The organism is Roseobacter litoralis Och 149, from assembly GCF_000154785.2.
In the GTDB taxonomy this organism is placed as follows: Bacteria; Pseudomonadota; Alphaproteobacteria; order Rhodobacterales; family Rhodobacteraceae; genus Roseobacter; species Roseobacter litoralis.
Genome location: NC_015730.1, coordinates 810,468 through 826,975, shown reverse-complemented (window position 1 = coordinate 826,975; position 16,508 = coordinate 810,468). Strand labels below are relative to the sequence as shown.

Sequence of the window (16,508 nt, the reverse complement as noted above, 5' to 3'; positions counted from 1 at the left end):
AAAACCATGACCAACGCCCGTCATAACCTGCGCGACGTTTACCCCCCCACCGGGTCGGAAATCACGGCCAAAAGCTGGCTCACCGAGGCGCCCATGCGCATGCTCATGAACAACCTGCACCCGGATGTGGCCGAGAACCCGCATGAGTTGGTGGTTTACGGCGGCATCGGCCGTGCTGCGCGCACGTGGGAGGATTTCGACGCGATTGTCGCCGCGCTGAAGGACCTAGAGGAGACGCAAACGCTGCTGGTGCAGTCGGGCAAACCGGTGGGCGTCTTCAACACGCATAAGGATGCGCCGCGCGTGCTGATCGCCAATTCAAACCTCGTACCGCATTGGGCCACGTGGGAACATTTCAACGAGCTCGATAAAAAGGGCCTTGCGATGTATGGCCAGATGACCGCCGGGTCGTGGATTTACATCGGCACGCAGGGAATCGTGCAGGGCACCTACGAGACCTTCATGGAAGCGGGTCGCCAGCATTATGACGGCACCCTCAAAGGCCGCTGGATCCTGACTGGCGGTCTGGGCGGCATGGGTGGTGCACAACCGCTGGCGGCGGTGATGGCCGGGGCCTGCTGTCTTGCGGTGGAATGCGACGAGACCCGCGCCGATTTCCGTCTGCGCACCCGCTATGTCGATGAAAAAACCCATGATCTGGACGAAGCGCTGGCGATGATCGAGCGCTGGACCGCTGCAGGTGAGGCCAAATCCGTCGCCCTGATCGGCAATGCCGCTGATGTGTTCCCCGAATTGGTCAAGCGCGGCGTGAAGCCCGATATGGTCACCGACCAGACCTCTGCCCACGACCCCATTCACGGCTATCTGCCACAAGGCTGGAGCGTCGCGCAGTGGCGCGAAAAGCAGGAAAGCGACCCCAAGGCGGTTGAGGCAGCCGCGCGCGCCAGCATGAAAACCCAAGTCGCCGCGATGGTCGATTTCTGGAACCAAGGCGTGCCCACGCTGGATTACGGCAACAACATCCGACAGGTCGCACAAGAGGAAGGGCTGGAAAACGCCTTTGCCTTCCCCGGCTTCGTGCCCGCCTATATCCGCCCGCTGTTCTGCCGGGGCATCGGCCCGTTCCGCTGGTGCGCGCTGTCGGGCGACCCCGAGGACATCTACAAGACAGATGCCAAGGTCAAAGAGTTGATCGACGACCCGCATCTGCACAACTGGCTGGACATGGCCCGCGAACGGATTGCGTTTCAGGGCCTGCCCGCGCGCATTTGCTGGGTGGGACTGGGCCTGCGTGACAAGCTGGGTCTTGCGTTCAACGAAATGGTGCGCACTGGCGAACTGAGCGCTCCGGTCGTCATCGGACGTGATCATCTGGACAGTGGTTCTGTGGCCTCGCCCAACCGCGAAACGGAGGCGATGAAGGACGGCTCGGACGCGGTGTCGGACTGGCCGCTCTTGAATGCGATGCTGAACGTGGCAGGCGGTGCGACATGGGTGTCGCTGCACCATGGCGGCGGTGTCGGCATGGGCTTTTCGCAGCACTCGGGCATGGTCATTTGCTGTGACGGGTCCGAGGATGCAGACCGCCGCATTGCGAATGTCCTGTGGAATGACCCTGCGACAGGGGTGATGCGTCACGCCGATGCAGGCTATGAAGACGCCCTTGACTGCGCGCGCGAGAATGGCTTGAACCTGCCCGGTATCGTGGGCCGCTGAAAAAAGGAACATGCAGATGTTTTTGAAAAATGCTTGGTATGTCGCCGCGTGGGATCATGAGATCACGCGCGAATTGCAACAGATTACGGTGCTTGGTGAAAAAATCTGCGTTTTCCGTTCTGAAGCGGGGGAATTGGTCGGGCTAGAAGACGCCTGCCCGCACCGCAAGCTGCCTTTGTCCAAAGGGCGCATCAAAGGGGACACGGTTGAATGCGGCTATCACGGCCTGACCTTCAATTGCGTGGGCCAATGTGTCTGGGCGCCCGGCTCTGGCGGCATTCCCTCCAACGCCAAGGTGCATGCTTATCCGCTGCAAGAAAAATACGGGCTGGTGTGGATCTGGATGGGCAATCCCGCGCTGGCCGATCCTGCCGACATTTTCGAGATCGAGAATTACGACAATCCGGCATGGGGCATAAACCGGGGTGCGGCGATGGAGTTGGACTGCAACTATCTGCTGATGTGCGACAACCTGCTGGACCCGACCCATGTGGCATGGGTGCATCAAAGCAGCTTTGCCGCGGCAGCCACCAAGGACACGCCCCTGCGTATCACCAAGACGGACGAGGGTGTAATCGTGCATCGCTGGATGATGGATCACGAACCTGCCCCGTTCTACAAGAAGGTCGTCGAGTTCGAGGGAAATTGCGACCGTTTGCAGCACTACGAGGTCCGCTACCCGTCGCATGCGTTGATCAAGGCGGTGTTTACACCGGCTGGCACCGGTGGTCCGGATGGGCCGCTGCATGAAAATACGTTCATCATGGACAGCTATAACTTCATGACACCCACCGATGAGGGCCGCACGCGGTACTACTGGTTCCAGCTGCGCAACATCCGACCCGATGATGAGGCCCTGTCCAAGATGATGAGCGAGGATGTGCAGCACGCCTTCGAAGAAGACCGCGCCGTATTGAACGAGGTGCAAAAAGGCATGGCCAACAAGACCTCGCCGCATATCGACCTGCCCATTGATGGCGGACAGCTTCGCTTCCGCCGCCAGTTGCAGGCGATGATCAACGAAGAACAACAGGTCGATCGCCAGATGGCCGAATAGCCCGCGCACGACCATCCATTTACCAAGGACGAAACCGATGACACATCCCCTCCTCACTCAAGACCACATCGACGCCTATGCCCGCGACGGTGTTGTCCTTGTCAAAGGCTTGTTCAAGGATCAGGTGGACCAGCTTCGCGCGGGCGTGGCGCGCAATATGGCGGACCCTGGACCCTACGCGGCCGAAAACCTCAAGGAAGGAGAAGGCGGTCGTTTCTTTGACGATTATTGCAACTGGACCCGCATTCCCGAATTTGCCGAAGCCATAAAGGCATCACCAGCTGCTGCGGTTGCCGCTGAGCTGATGGGATCAAAGAGCGTTCAGATGTTTCACGACCATGTGCTGGTCAAGGAACCGGGTACATCCAAACCCACGCCGTGGCATCAGGACAGCCCCTATTATTTTGTGGAAGGGCAGCAAACTGTCAGCTTCTGGTCGCCGCTTGATCCTGTGCGCGATGCATCCCTGCGCTGTGTGGCAGGCTCGCATCTGTGGGAAAAACCTGTGTTGCCCACGCGTTGGCTGGCAGAGACCAGCTTTTATCCCAATGATGATGACTACATGCAGGTGCCAGACCCGGACGCCGAAGGGATGGACATCCGCGAATATGAGATGGAACCGGGCGACGCCGTGGCGTTCAACTACAAGACGTTGCATGGCGCGCGCGGCAATGAAAGCGGCACCCGCCGCCGGGCGTTTTCCTTGCGCTTGCTGGGCGATGACGCACGTTTTGTCGAGCGTCCGGGGCCAACATCGCCCCCGTTTCCCGGTCATGACATGAAAGAGGGGCAGCGCCTGCGCGAAGACTGGTTCCCGATGCTGCTGAAAACGGCCGACTAAGCGGCGCGATCTATGCGGCCACCTGTGCCGGGCTGCCCGTGCGAGGCTGACCCAAGCGGCCTACCAGCCGCCAAACCGCGACCACTTCATCAAGGGGGCGCCCGCCTCTTTGGGCACAACGTGATACCCGCTGTGCTGTGCCGCCGTCGCGCAGGCATGGTTAGGCAGGATGCGCAGTTGCGTGTCGACCGGCAAGGTCGGTATCGCGCCCTTGAAATCCGGATGGCGCGCGATGACGCCATGTTCCTGATTGGCTTGCACCATGATCAATCCGGGGATCGGCACGCCTGCACTGTCGCATACAATCCCATAGCCCTGATCGACGCGCTGCGCTGCCGTGCCCCGGTCGCGCGACATTGCCATCCAGCCTGCATCGCAGATCGTCCATTCCCGCTCTTTTTGGTGACCGATGACGGTGGTCAGAACGCTGAGCGCGATGTCATCCACGCTGCATGCGCCAATACCGGCCATGACCAGATCAAAGAACACGTAAACGCCTGCGCGCAGCTCGGTCACTCCGGTCAGGTCTTTTGCCGCATGCGCCGTGGGCGTTGAACCGACACTCACGACCGGGCAGGGCAATCCTGCGGCGCGCAGCGCATCTGCGGCCTGAACGACCGCGAGACGCTCTTGCTCGGCGCATTTTACATGGGCGTCTCGACCGACGGAACCATAGCTGCCTCCTGCGTGGCACAAAACACCGGTGAGTTCTGCGCCGCCATTTACCAGAATGCGCCCGACCTCAACGAGTGCCGGATCATTGGGTGACAAGCCACTGCGATGCCCATCGCTGTCAATCTCGATAAGTGCCGGAATCACGATGCCCGCCGCGCGTGAGGCAGATGCAACAGCCTCGGCCTGTGCGGCACAATCCAACAGCACCGTCACACGGCAGCCTGCGCGGTGCAGCGCGATAATGCGGTCAAGCTTGGACGCACAGATACCAACGCCATAGAGAATATCCCTGATCCCGGCGGCGGCAAAAACTTCGGCCTCGGCGAGGGTCGACACTGTGGCAGGCCCGTTTCCATCGGCCAGAACATAGCGTGCCGCCTCGACACTTTTCGTCGTTTTCAGATGCGGTCGCAGTGATACGCCCAATGTCACGGCATGATCGGACAAACGGTGAATATTTCGCTGCATGCGCGCCTCATCGACGAGCAAGCAGGGTGTCTGCAGGTAGGAAAAACGAGGATCAGTCATGCGCCTGCCCTTACACCCGCAACGTCGAAAACGAAAGTGCCGTCACGTGGGTTCCGGTATCCGATGGCGACCGCTTCCCGAAAAAACCAAAAGCGGCACGCCCCCAGTATTCGATGCCACGGCGCGTGCAGGAACGGCGGCACCCTATCCTTTTGCGCCTGTCACCAAAATTCATTTCGCTTGAAACAAATACCAAGCGCAGCCGTCAGTTTTTGAAAACCTGCAACAGCGGCTAACGTTTATGACCGTCGGTTTGGACCGGTTGACAGCGCTTATTTTTTAAGCATCCGCATTATTGCAAATTTTGCATTAATTAATGAGAATCTTACGCTCAATCTTTGCGGGCGTCTGCCTCTAGAGTGAAGACCAACAAGCGCGTTCGTTGCACGAAGCGTGCACCTTGTCGGCGAACATACATTTTACAACTAAAAACACATCCAAAATGCCACCAAGGATATCTGCCGGAATTTACCTTTGGCGATCACCACAGCGGAGAGACAAATGCAAAAAACAAATAAACCAACGAAGATTTCACGCCGATCTGCCCTGAAACAGCTCGGGACCAGCACGGCGCTGGCTGGAGCTTCCGGTGTTCTGGGCGCGCCGATGATCTGGGCGCAGGGCATCAAGGATGTTACGTTGTTGCACCTCGGACCTGCCTATTCCGCATTCCCGGATATGGTCGCAAAGGCTTCTGCGGATTTGGGCTTCAAGGTAGAGATGCAAAACGCCTGGACCGATGGGATTATGGCGCGCGTTGTTAACCAGCCTGATACGCTGGACATTGCCGATCTGGAATTCTGGGCCACTCAGCGGGTTTGGCGGCGCGGCAACATGCAGCCGATTGACGTCAGCCGCATTGAGAACTGGGAAAAAATCATACCCATTTTTCGCGATGGCACCAATTTCGATGGCTCGCCCATGTCGACACAGGGCACCCTGCCCTTTGAGGTCCAGTATGTGAATGGCGAGGGCGGTTTCGCCAGTGGCGCAACGGATCAGGCGTCGATCATTCCAACGATCTACAATGCGGATACGCTGGGCATCCGGCCCGACCTGATCGGCCGCGAACTCAACAGCTGGGCGGAACTGCTGAACCCTGAGTTTTCAGGCAAAACCGCGCTGATCAACGTGCCGCAAATTGGCATCATGGATGCGGCCATGGCCATCGAAGCGCGCGGCGACATCACATACGGCGACAAAGGCAACATGACGCCGGAAGAAATCGACAAGACCATCGCCATCCTGATTGACCTCAAGAAAGCCGGCCATTTCCGCGCATTCTGGTCCTCCTTTGATGAATCGGTGAACTTCATGGCCGGGGGCGAGGTCGTCATTCAATCCATGTGGTCGCCCGCCGTTACCGCTGTGCGCTCGCGCGGTATCGACTGCGAATATCGCGGGCTCAGCGAAGGCTATCGCGGCTGGGGCAATGGGTTGGGCATGATGAGCCACCTCGACGGTCTGAAACGCGACGCCGCCTATGAATATATGAACTGGATGCTCTCGGGCGAATATGGCGCATTTGTTGCACGGCAAGGCTATTACGGCACGGTGCCTGAAACCACAAAGGCGGCGCTGAGCGCTGAAGAGTGGGATTATTGGTACGAAGGAAAACCCGCCGCCGTTGAGATCAAGGACCCCTTTGGTGGCGTTATGGAACAGCCCGGACGCGCGCGTGACGGCGGCTCTTTCGAGCAGCGTGTCGGCGGCATCACAGCCTGGAACACGCTGATGGATGAAGGCCAGTATCTGGTCGAGCGCTGGAACGAATTCGTCGCTTCCTGACACGCCCTTTTTCACTAACGGCCGGGCACTGTGTCAGCAGCGCCCAGCCCAGATCAGCAATAATGAGTGGTTGACCGTTCATGAACAAGACATTGATTTCATGGCTGCAAATCCTGCCAATGGCGACGATTTTGATCGCCTTTGTGGGCATTCCGCTCGCCACTGTCGTATCGCTCAGCTTTTGGACTTTTGACGGTCTGGAGTATTTTCCCGACTTCACATTGGAAAACTACACCAAGGTGTTTTCCTCCTGGGTCACATGGAAGATATTCTTCAACACGATCCGCTATGCGGCCATCACATGGGCCATCGCGCTGGTGATCGGTTTCACCGTTTCCTACTACCTTGTTTTTTATGTCAAAAACCTGAAGATACAGATCGCGCTGTTCTTGTTGTGCACGATCCCCTTCTGGACCTCGACAGTCATTCGCATGATTTCATGGATCCCGTTTCTGGGCCGAGAGGGGATTTTCAACACCGCGCTGATGTCGACAGGAGTGATCAACCAACCCCTCGAATTTCTGTTGTTCTCCGATTTTGCCGTGATCCTGACCTATGTGAACCTGTTCACGTTGTTCATGATCGTCCCGATCTTTAACGCGATGGTAAAGATCAACCCGAATGTCATTGAAGCCGCGGAGGATGCAGGTGCGAGCCAGCTGCAGATCCTGTGGAACGTGATCATCCCCTTGACCCGCACCGGCATCGCGCTTGGCACGATTTTTGTCGTGACGCTAGTGATGGGTGATTTCTTTATCGTCCGCGTGATGAGCGGCGGGCAAAGCACGTCTGTCGTCTCCGCGATGAAGAACAACATTGATCAGCTGTTCTATCCGCAAGCGGCTGCCATGGCGGTGCTGTTGATCGCGGTGGTGGTTTTTATGGTGTCGGTCATCCTGCGTGTGGTCGATGTGCGCGCCGAGCTGGCGAAATAGGGGCAAACCAATGGCACAGAACAACAAATCCCGGCGCGGTCTGGCTTTTTACCTGCTGACGGCTTTCTTCGTTACCTTCATCCTGTTTCTCTACGGGCCCATGATCGCGATCTTTGTCTTGTCCTTTCAGGGGGAAACGGGCGGTATGACCTTTCCGATGCGCGGGGCTTCGACCCATTGGTTCAACGATCTGTTTACCTCAACCCGATACGGCGATCTTGCAGGATCGTTCAAACGCTCAATGACTTTGGGCGCAGTTGCGATGTTGATCACGGTGGTTGTATCCTTCTTTGCCGGACTGGCGTTCAGACGCCGTTTCTTCGGCTCCGGTCCGGTGTTTTACCTCGCCATTATCTCGCTGGTCATGCCCGGCATTCTGGTGAGCCTCGGCATCGGTCAGATGTTTCAAACCATCGGTATTCGCCCGCACTGGATGATCTCGGGTCTTGGCGCGCACCTGAGCTGGACCCTGCCCTTTGGCTTATTGATCATGTTTGCGGTGCTCAACCGGTTTGACAGCTCATGGGAAGAGGCCGCACGCGATGCAGGCGCCACATCCGTCGGCGTCCTGCGCTACGTGACCCTTCCCATCCTGTACCCCGGACTCATCGCTGTCGCGCTCTTTGGGCTGACGCTGTCTTATGACGAATTCCCACGCTCGCTTTTGGCCGTGGGAACAAAGAACACGCTGCCGATCCATATTGCAACGCTGACCTCCAACGTCACGACGCCCGCCCTTTATGCGATTGGCACGCTGACAACAGCCCTCAGCCTGTGCCTCATCGTGGCGGCATTTGCTGGTATCGGTTTTTCCCAACGCAAACGCGGCAAATGACACCCGACGCACAATAAGGAACCCAAGAAAATGAGCAAAACGGGCGAAATTGTACTGGAAAAGATTACCAAGTCCTTTGGGAATTTTCAGGCCGTTGGTACTGTCGATCAGGTGATCGAAGGGGGCAGCTATTGCTGTATGATCGGCCCTTCCGGCTGCGGAAAATCCACGCTCTTGCGGATGATCGCGGGGCATGAAACGCCGACCTCGGGCCGTATTCTGATTGGCGGAAATGACGTCACAACCATGCGCACGGGCGAACGTGGTACGGCGTTGATGTTTCAGGATTACGCCCTGTTTCCGCATCTCAACCTGAAAGACAATGTCGCGTTCAGCCTCAAGATACATGGCGTGGCAAAACCGGCGCGGCAGGAACAGGCGATGGAAATGCTGGCACGGGTTGAGCTTGCGAACCTCGCAGATCGTATGCCCTTCGAGCTTTCGGGCGGGCAACGGCAACGCGTCGCCTTGGCTAGGGCCTTGATCACGAACCCGCAGGTCCTGCTTCTGGACGAACCGCTATCCGCACTCGATGAATTCCTGCGGCTCAAGATGCGGGTCGAACTCAAGCGACTGCAGGATGATCTGGGCATTACCTTCATTCACGTCACCCACACCCAACCCGAGGCGATTGCGCTGGCGGACAAAGTCATCGTGATGGATCACGGCATCATCGAACAGGCGGACCATCCGCGTGCCGTTTATGACCAGCCATACAGCCCCTATATCGCCCGCTTCATGGGCGGCCAGAACGTGGTGACAGGCACGATTGCGGCCACAAACGGGTCGCAGGTCGTGGCCGAAGCCGAAGGTGGCGCGCGCTTTGATCTGCCCGTCAAACGGGACATGGCCATCGGTGATCCGATCAGCTTTGCCGTGCGCCGGGACAAAATCCGCATCGTTTCCAAGGCAGAGCAAGACATGAACACCCTGCAAGGTGAGGTCATCAACGTCGAATATCAGGGGACATTCGTCAAAGTCGGCTTGAATACGACGCAGGACGATGAATTCATCGTATATATGGACGACCGCGCATATTTTGATAACCCGCTCAAAGTCGGTGACGCTGTGATTTCGGAATGGTCGTCAGACAATGTCTGCCACTTGCTGGGCACCAACAATTCCAGCGGCGATTAACGCGTTATGACGCGTTGGGATAGAGCTCTTCTGCGACTGCGATAAAATTCATCAGGGCGGGCGTTTTATAGGCCCGGTTCCATGCCAGCAACGTTGAGATCTTCGCATCACAGTCACTGATGGGTTTGGTCATGATCGTGCGGGGCTGGAACCGTGCAATACCTTGGGAGTACACAGAAACACCCAAGCCGGATGATACAAGCCCCAGAATTCCAAGCGCATTTGACGCCTCATAGCTGATTTGAATCTTATGTCCTTCGCGTGAAAAGAGATCTTCGAGAAACAACCGAAAGAAGTCCCATTCCGCCCTGCTTCCCAACACCATCGGGTATTGTGCAATCTCGGCCAAGGTCACGGATGGCCGGGTCGACAGCCGGTGGTCCGTCGATAAGATCGCGACGGGTGGTTCGCTTACCAGCACTCTGTTTTCGAACTGCGGATGAGAGAAAGGACCCAGCATAAACCCCGCATCAATTCTGTTGCGCGACAGTTCGATGCGTTGACCTTGCGTACGGATATACTGCAGTTCAAGGTCTATATCGGGGTAGCGGTGGGTGAATTCGCGCACAACGCTTGGCATCACTTCCATTGCGGCGAACGACATATACCCGATCCTCAGAGAGCCGCTCTTGCCTTCGGCTGCGATGCCTGCGGCGCGCACAGCGGTCTCAATCTCGCTGCTCATCAGCCGCGTTCGCTCGTGGAAAACTTCGCCGGCGGCCGTCAGGGACACTTCGCGCGTTGTGCGGCGGATCAATTGATACCCCAGCAGATCTTCAAGTTGGCGGATCCTTCGGCTCAGCGCGCTCTGATCCATCGCCAGACGTTCCGCAGCCCGGCGAAAACTCAGCTCAACCGCGACAACATTGAACGCCTCAATATTCCTGTAATTCGGCAGTGCCGCCATAATCCATACCCCAATCGCATTAAAAACCCCCTGATTTATATAGCCTTAGCGATAATTGTAAAAAGATCAATAATAGTGGCTCACACAGCAATTGTTTCTGTACCCCTCAGGGCGTTCACTGGCGTCAGGCGATCGTTGCGCCACGCTGAATTTGAACAACAGATCGGTCCTTTCGGGCCCGAAACACAAAAGGACAGGACATGGAAGACGTAGATGTCAAAGAACTGGATCGCATGCTGCAGCAGGCGTTCGACGAGGCAACAAAGCTGTATAAAGAGCGTGGATTCGCCCGGCGCGTGGGCTTTGGCAAAAAACCCGCATTGGTCAGTGTCGATCTGGCGAATGCCTGGACGCGGCCGGGCAACCCTTTCACCTGCGATCAGGAAAAGATGGATAACGAGATCATTCCCGGCATGCAGAAGCTGCTCAAGGCTTTCCGCGCCAATGGTCATCCCGTGATCCATGTCACCACGGCCTATGAGATCACTGACCGCAATGCTCCTTTCACGGACATGGGCCTGTGGCATGATAAAATTCCGGTGGATGTCGTTGATCTGGCGAATGAGGATCTCTGGGCCATCGACAGCCGCATCGCGCCAATTGAGGGCGAGTATACCCTTTTGAAAAAACGCGCGAGCTCTTTCCACGGCACCGAACTGGCCGGCATCCTGCGCGCAAATGGTGTGGACACGATCCTCGTGACCGGCGTGACGGCCTGTGCCTGCGTGCGCCAAACCATCTGTGACGGCATCGCAGACGGGTTCCGCACCATCGCGGTGAAAGAGGCGATCGGGGATCGAGTGCCCGGTGCTGTTGCATGGAACCTCTTCGATATCGACTCCAAATTCGGCGATGTCGAAACCGTGGATACCTGCGTCGAATACCTCAATACCGTCGGCAAGTAATAACGCGCCAACGCGCGGATTGGCTGCGCGTTGGCCTTTCAAAAATCATTTGGGGGTTAAAATGAAAATTATCAGAACTTTAGGGTCTTGCGCCATGGTAACTGCATTGTCCGTAATCGCGGGCCAAGCAGAGACGATTCAACGTGATTTCAAAGTCGTCGGCACATGGGGCAACCTGTCGTCATGGCAGAATGTCGAACAGCCGTTCTGGAGCGAAAAGCTGCCTGCCGCGACAGGCGGCAGGATCACAGGCAACGCCATCCCGATCACCAAAGCGGGCCTTAAGGGCACCGAAGTGATGCGCCTGCTGAAGCTTGGTGTTTTCGAGGTCGCGCATGGGTTGGGCAGCTATGTTGCATCCGAAAACCCTGCGATTGAGGGCACGGATCTTTCCAGCATCGCACCTGACTTTGCCACGATGCGTCAGATCGCGGCGGCCTATGAGCCGACAATGGATCAGACGTTCCGCGATGTATACGGGGCCACGATTGTGTCGCTGCATCCCTGGCCTGCGTCCATGATTTACTGTGTTGAGCCAATCGCCAGCATCGATGATCTGAAGGGACGTAAAATACGGGTCCACTCTGCTACCTTGGGTGATTTTGTCGAAGGTGCAGGCGGCGTTGTCGTCACATTGCCCTTTGCCGAAGTTGTTCCTGCACTTGAAAAGGGGGTCGCCGATTGCGCGGTCACTGATCCGGTTTCAGCCTTCAAGGCGAAATGGCATGAGGTTATCAACCATGTCTTTACCCTGCCGATTGGCTATTCGATCACCTTTACCGCGGTGAATGCAGATCTTTGGGATGGCCTCGACGAGGAAAGCCGCTCAGTCATGCAGGCCGCGTTTGACGAGATGGAAGACGCCGGCTGGGCCATTGCGGAATCCGAACAGGCCATGGGCGTTGGATGTCTGACCGGCACGGTTGAATGCACGATGGGCGAAGCAGGTGCCGCATCGTTGAACACGCCCAGCCCGGACGACGAGGCGGCACGTCAAGCCATCCTCAGCGACTTTGTCCTCAAGCGGTGGTCTGATCGCTGCGGCAACGATTGTGTCTCGGCATGGAACGAGACAGCAGGCGCTGCGGCGGGCCTGAGTGCCCCCACGAACTAAACGAACCTCCCTGTTGGCGCGGCAAGGACATGTCGCGCCACTCACTGGCGGTGCGCCCTAGTACGACAGGACGCACCGCATTTTCAACGGGTTCACTATGTACAACACTTTGCTTGCAAGACTGACGACCACATCCCGCATCGCCGTATGGATCGGTGGGTCGATGATGTTGTTCGCCGCCTTCATGGTCTCCATTGATGTGCTGTGTCGCAAGTTTTTCGGGATTTCGCTGGCAGGGTCAGATGAAATCTCCGGCTATCTCTTTGCCATATCCACCGCCTTTGCCTTTCCTTTCGCGCTTTTGCAAAAAGCGAACGTGCGCATCGACGTAGGCTATCAGATGTTTCCACGCATTGGACGCGCGCTTCTGGATATTCTGGGGCTGTCCCTTTTGACCTTCTTTGTCGTGATCGTCACATGGCGCGCCCTGCTGATGGTGTCGGTCACATGGGAAAACAACTCTCATTCCATCACACCGCTTCATACCCCGCTTATCATCCCGCAAGGCCTTTGGGTGCTGGGTTGGTGCTTGTTTTGTTTCACGCTGTTCGTGGTTCTTTACGGCATGATCTCGGCACTGGTGCGCGGACGGTTCGACACATTGCATGCACTCGGTGGGGCAACCTCGATGGAAGAAGAGATCAAGGAAGAAACAAGCGGGCTTCTTGACGATCCATCGACAGCCAGAAGGGACTAATCACAATGCTGGGCACAGCCTCGGGAATTTTATTCGGCCTGATCGCGCTTAGCGTTCCAATCGCTGCGGTGATTGGCATACTGGCTCTGGCGCTGGCGTATATCTACTCGCCGATGCCGCTTTATCTTGCTGCTGGTGACATCTTCTGGACCAACAGCATCGATTTCATTCTCACGGCAGTGCCTCTGTTCATCCTGATGGGCGAAATCCTGTTGCGGGCAGATGTAGCCAAAAAGATGTATGCGGCCCTGTCGCATTGGCTGTCATGGCTGCCCGGCGGGTTGATGCACTCCAACATCAGCGCCTGTACGCTGTTTGCGGCAACCTCTGGGTCGTCCATTGCGACGGCGGCGACGGTGGGCACGGTTGCCATGCCCCAAATCGAAAAGGACGGCTATAACCCGCGCCTGTTCATGGGTACTTTGGCGGCGGGTGGCACTTTGGGTATCCTGATCCCGCCATCCATCAACATGATCGTCTATGCGCTGCTGACCGATACCTCGGTGCCGCAACTCTATATGGCGGGCTTCATACCGGGGGCGATCCTCGCTGGCCTGTTCATGCTGACCGTGCTGATCGCCTGCATTATCAAACCATCCTGGGGCGGCACACGCGGTCACAGTGACTGGGGCGCGCGGATCAGGGCCTTGCCCGATTTACTGCCGCCGCTTGGTATTTTCCTGATCGTTGTCGGATCCATCTACGCAGGGATCGCCACCCCGACGGAGGCCGCGTCACTGGGTGTTGTCTCTTCCTTGGCGCTGGCCGCGTGGAACGGCAAAGTCTCAATAAACATGCTGCAGCAGGCCGTTGAGGGCACAATGCGGACCACTGCCATGGTGATGTTGATCGTCTTTGCCGCTGTCTTTTTGAACTTCGTGCTCGCCGTTGTTGGCCTGACGGAGTTGATGAGCAGCTTTGTCAACGGTCTGGGGCTTGAACCGATGCAGACCATGATCGTGATCGTCATCGCCTTCATGATCCTCGGCTGCTTTATGGAGGCTTTCTCACTTTTGCTGATCGCGACCCCGTTGCTTGCACCAATTGTTGCGGGCATGGGGTTTGATCTGATCTGGTTCGGCATCCTGATGATGCTGATGCTGGAAACGGCGCTGATCACGCCGCCGATCGGGATCAACCTCTATGTGATTCAGGGTGTGCGCAAAAACGGGCCCATCAGTGACGTGATAATAGGCACCCTGCCCTTTCTGGTGGCGTTGATCCTGATGATCGTGCTGCTGCTGGCCTTCCCGCAGATCGCGCTTTGGCTGCCCGGTGTAATAAAATGACAAACAGAATGACTTCAATAAACCCCAAGGGAGATGAAACATGGCGCGTATCGGCGTAGATGTAGGCGGAACCAACACTGACCTTGTTCTGGAGTGTGACAAAGGCACGTTTTTCCACAAAGTCCCCAGCACCACACAGGACCAGTCCATCGCCGTGGTCGAAGGGATTGAACAGATCTGCAACATCGCCGAGATCGACAAGAAACAGATCGAAGTGATCAGCCACGGCACCACGGTTGCTACGAATATCACCATCGAACACAACGGTGCCGAAGTGGGATTCATCACCTCAAAAGGGTTCCGCGATATCCTGCATATTGGTCGCCACAAGCGCCCACATAACTTTTCGCTGCACTTTGATGTGCCATGGCAGAGCCATCCCCTGTCCAAGCGCCGCAACCGAATTGCGGTGACGGAACGCATTCGCCCGCCCACCGGCGAGGTCGAGGTTCCAATGAACGAGGCAGAGGTGCGCGCCGCCTGTGCGATTTACAAAAAGCGCGGTGTGAAATCCATCGCGATTGGATTTATGTTTTCGTTTCTGAATGACAGCCATGAAAAGCGCGCCCGCGACATCGTGCTTGAGGAAATACCGGACGCCTATGTGTCCATCTCGTCAGAAGTTGCAAACGTCATCCGCGAATATGAACGTTTCTCGACCGTTGCGATGAACGCTTTTGTCGGTCCGCAATCCTCGCTTTATCTGCGCAATCTCGAAGCCAAGGTCAAAAACGCGGGTATCCCTGCCAAGCTGCGGGTGATCCAGTCGAATGGCGGTATTTCCACCATCGACGGCTGCGCCAAAAAGCCGGTTGGCATCCTGATGTCCGGCCCCGCCGGGGGCGTGATCGGTGCACTGTCCGAGGCGCGTCTGGCAGGCACCGAAAACATCCTGACCGTTGATATCGGCGGCACATCCGCCGACATCTCGACCATTGCGAACGGGCAATTTCGCATCAAGAACCCACGCGACACAATTGTATCAGGCCATGCCGTTATGGCGCCGATGATTGATCTGGAGACCATTGGTGCGGGTGGCGGCTCCATCGCTTATCTTGATGCGGCGGGCGGATTTAACGTCGGACCGCGGTCCGCCGGGTCGCAACCCGGACCGGCCTGTTACAACCGTGGCGGCACAGAGCCGACCGTGACCGATGCGCAGGTGGTGCTGGGCCGGATGGATGCGGACAAGTTCCTTGGCGGCGATCTGCCGCTCGATCCGGAATTGTCCCACAAGGCGATCAAGGAAAAGATCGCGGACCCGCTTGGTATCTCTGTGACGGATGCAGCCCTTGGCATCATCAAGATCGTCAACAACAACATGTCCCTGACGATCCGGTCCAATTCGGTCGCACGGGGCTATGATCCGCGAGATTTCTCGCTGATGCCCTTTGGCGGCGCGGGCCCCTTCCACGGCACGGCGCTGGCAGAACTTGTTTCGGCCCGCGATGTTCTGGTGCCACTTGCACCGGGTATCACGGCGGCGATGGGGCTGCTGGGCACGGATTTGCAATACGAACACACGCGTTCTGTTATCACCAACCTTTTCAGTGCTGATCAGGCGGCGATCGACAAGGTCAACGCAGTTTCTGCTGATCTCAGTGCGATGGGCAAGGTGTTGTTGGACAGCGATGATATTCCCAACGCCGAACAGGCCTATGAGGTCATCGCCGAGATACGCTATCACGGTCAGGGCTTTGAACTGCGCATTCCGATGCCCACGGGCGGACTGAGCCTTGAAAACAAGGCCGAGGTGATCGACGCGTTCCACAAACAGCACAAGGCGGATTACGGATACGCCTTTGATGATGCGTTGGTTGAACTTTATACCGTGCGCGTCATTGCCACGGCAAAAGTACGTCATCACGCGCTGGATCCGCTGTTCAAAGGCAAGCCCGATGATGTGGAAAACGCCTTTATGTATGAGCGCGAAACCGTGTTTGACGATGGCACAAGCCACATCACACCGCGCCTTGATCGCGGCAAGCTCGGGGCCGGAACCACCGTGGACGGGCCCACGATCATCATCCAGCACAACTCCACCACGTTGTTGCCGCCCGGATATACCGCCGAGGTTCTGGACTATGGCAGCATGCGCCTGACGAAATCCTGAAGGAGGACAA

14 protein-coding genes are annotated in these 16,508 nt (G+C 57.1%); 12 read left to right on the top strand and 2 right to left on the bottom strand.

Annotated elements, in window-relative coordinates:
- Window positions 1–6 precede the first annotated feature (6 nt).
- Genes hutU through RLO149_RS03765 form a run of 3 tightly spaced genes read left to right on the top strand, consistent with a single transcriptional unit; the run spans window position 7 to window position 3,575 of the window.
- Complete coding sequence (gene hutU / locus RLO149_RS03775) at window positions 7–1,677, top strand: urocanate hydratase (protein ID WP_013960735.1); 1,671 nt, start codon at window positions 7–9, stop codon at window positions 1,675–1,677.
- Window positions 1,678–1,693: 16 nt separating this feature from the next.
- A complete protein-coding gene (locus tag RLO149_RS03770) occupies window positions 1,694–2,734 on the top strand; it encodes an aromatic ring-hydroxylating dioxygenase subunit alpha (protein ID WP_013960734.1) in 1,041 nt (346 codons plus the stop codon).
- A 37-nt stretch (window positions 2,735–2,771) separates the two neighbouring features.
- Window positions 2,772–3,575: a phytanoyl-CoA dioxygenase family protein gene (locus RLO149_RS03765; RefSeq protein ID WP_013960733.1), complete on the top strand. Its 804-nt coding sequence runs from the start codon at window positions 2,772–2,774 to the stop codon at window positions 3,573–3,575.
- 60 nt (window positions 3,576–3,635) lie between these two features.
- Here RLO149_RS03765 and RLO149_RS03760 read toward each other — a convergent pair whose 3' ends face one another.
- Window positions 3,636–4,778: an alanine racemase gene (locus RLO149_RS03760; protein ID WP_013960732.1), complete on the bottom strand. Its 1,143-nt coding sequence runs from the start codon at window positions 4,776–4,778 to the stop codon at window positions 3,636–3,638.
- Between the two features lie 501 nt (window positions 4,779–5,279).
- Between RLO149_RS03760 and RLO149_RS03755 the strand changes: the two genes are divergently transcribed.
- The 4 genes from RLO149_RS03755 to RLO149_RS03740 all read left to right on the top strand — a co-directional run bounded on the left by RLO149_RS03755 (window position 5,280) and on the right by RLO149_RS03740 (window position 9,473).
- On the top strand, window positions 5,280–6,566 hold the full coding sequence (locus tag RLO149_RS03755) for an ABC transporter substrate-binding protein (RefSeq protein WP_013960731.1): 1,287 nt from the start codon (window positions 5,280–5,282) through the stop codon (window positions 6,564–6,566).
- Between the two features lie 80 nt (window positions 6,567–6,646).
- Window positions 6,647–7,501, top strand: coding sequence for an ABC transporter permease (locus tag RLO149_RS03750; RefSeq protein WP_013960730.1), 855 nt, complete (start codon window positions 6,647–6,649; stop codon window positions 7,499–7,501).
- 10 nt (window positions 7,502–7,511) lie between these two features.
- Window positions 7,512–8,336, top strand: a complete 825-nt coding sequence (locus RLO149_RS03745) for an ABC transporter permease (protein ID WP_013960729.1) — start codon at window positions 7,512–7,514, stop codon at window positions 8,334–8,336.
- Between the two features lie 30 nt (window positions 8,337–8,366).
- The gene (locus tag RLO149_RS03740; protein ID WP_013960728.1) at window positions 8,367–9,473 is read left to right on the top strand and encodes an ABC transporter ATP-binding protein; all 1,107 of its coding nucleotides are present in this window, start codon (window positions 8,367–8,369) and stop codon (window positions 9,471–9,473) included.
- Between the two features lie 4 nt (window positions 9,474–9,477).
- Here RLO149_RS03740 and RLO149_RS03735 read toward each other — a convergent pair whose 3' ends face one another.
- Entirely contained in the window at window positions 9,478–10,380 is a 903-nt protein-coding gene (locus RLO149_RS03735) for a LysR family transcriptional regulator (RefSeq protein WP_013960727.1), read from the bottom strand.
- A gap of 200 nt (window positions 10,381–10,580) precedes the next feature.
- Between RLO149_RS03735 and RLO149_RS03730 the strand changes: the two genes are divergently transcribed.
- From RLO149_RS03730 to RLO149_RS03710, 5 genes are all read left to right on the top strand, one after another.
- Window positions 10,581–11,285, top strand: a complete 705-nt coding sequence (locus RLO149_RS03730; RefSeq protein WP_013960726.1) for an isochorismatase family protein — start codon at window positions 10,581–10,583, stop codon at window positions 11,283–11,285.
- 61 nt (window positions 11,286–11,346) lie between these two features.
- Window positions 11,347–12,399 (top strand): TRAP transporter substrate-binding protein, encoded by a 1,053-nt coding sequence (locus tag RLO149_RS03725; RefSeq protein WP_245538121.1) that lies wholly within the window; start codon window positions 11,347–11,349, stop codon window positions 12,397–12,399.
- Between the two features lie 97 nt (window positions 12,400–12,496).
- Window positions 12,497–13,096: a TRAP transporter small permease subunit gene (locus tag RLO149_RS03720; protein WP_013960724.1), complete on the top strand. Its 600-nt coding sequence runs from the start codon at window positions 12,497–12,499 to the stop codon at window positions 13,094–13,096.
- 5 nt (window positions 13,097–13,101) lie between these two features.
- Window positions 13,102–14,385, top strand: coding sequence for a TRAP transporter large permease (locus RLO149_RS03715; protein WP_013960723.1), 1,284 nt, complete (start codon window positions 13,102–13,104; stop codon window positions 14,383–14,385).
- A 40-nt stretch (window positions 14,386–14,425) separates the two neighbouring features.
- Window positions 14,426–16,498, top strand: a complete 2,073-nt coding sequence (locus RLO149_RS03710) for a hydantoinase/oxoprolinase family protein (RefSeq protein ID WP_013960722.1) — start codon at window positions 14,426–14,428, stop codon at window positions 16,496–16,498.
- Window positions 16,499–16,508: the final 10 nt, after the last annotated feature.

Bases quoted from the DNA above. Each gene is read 5' to 3' on its own strand.
- RLO149_RS03745 (WP_013960729.1), top strand. From the start codon at position 7,512: ATGGCACAGAACAACAAATCCCGGCGCGGTCTGGCTTTTTACCTGCTG.
- RLO149_RS03740 (WP_013960728.1), top strand. From the start codon at position 8,367: ATGAGCAAAACGGGCGAAATTGTACTGGAAAAGATTACCAAGTCCTTT.
- RLO149_RS03770 (WP_013960734.1), top strand. From the start codon at position 1,694: ATGTTTTTGAAAAATGCTTGGTATGTCGCCGCGTGGGATCATGAGATC.
- RLO149_RS03710 (WP_013960722.1), top strand. From the start codon at position 14,426: ATGGCGCGTATCGGCGTAGATGTAGGCGGAACCAACACTGACCTTGTT.
- RLO149_RS03720 (WP_013960724.1), top strand. From the start codon at position 12,497: ATGTACAACACTTTGCTTGCAAGACTGACGACCACATCCCGCATCGCC.
- RLO149_RS03715 (WP_013960723.1), top strand. From the start codon at position 13,102: ATGCTGGGCACAGCCTCGGGAATTTTATTCGGCCTGATCGCGCTTAGC.
- RLO149_RS03725 (WP_245538121.1), top strand. From the start codon at position 11,347: ATGAAAATTATCAGAACTTTAGGGTCTTGCGCCATGGTAACTGCATTG.
- RLO149_RS03760 (WP_013960732.1), bottom strand. From the start codon at position 4,778: ATGACTGATCCTCGTTTTTCCTACCTGCAGACACCCTGCTTGCTCGTC.
- RLO149_RS03730 (WP_013960726.1), top strand. From the start codon at position 10,581: ATGGAAGACGTAGATGTCAAAGAACTGGATCGCATGCTGCAGCAGGCG.
- RLO149_RS03755 (WP_013960731.1), top strand. From the start codon at position 5,280: ATGCAAAAAACAAATAAACCAACGAAGATTTCACGCCGATCTGCCCTG.
- RLO149_RS03735 (WP_013960727.1), bottom strand. From the start codon at position 10,380: ATGGCGGCACTGCCGAATTACAGGAATATTGAGGCGTTCAATGTTGTC.
- hutU (WP_013960735.1), top strand. From the start codon at position 7: ATGACCAACGCCCGTCATAACCTGCGCGACGTTTACCCCCCCACCGGG.
- RLO149_RS03765 (WP_013960733.1), top strand. From the start codon at position 2,772: ATGACACATCCCCTCCTCACTCAAGACCACATCGACGCCTATGCCCGC.
- RLO149_RS03750 (WP_013960730.1), top strand. From the start codon at position 6,647: ATGAACAAGACATTGATTTCATGGCTGCAAATCCTGCCAATGGCGACG.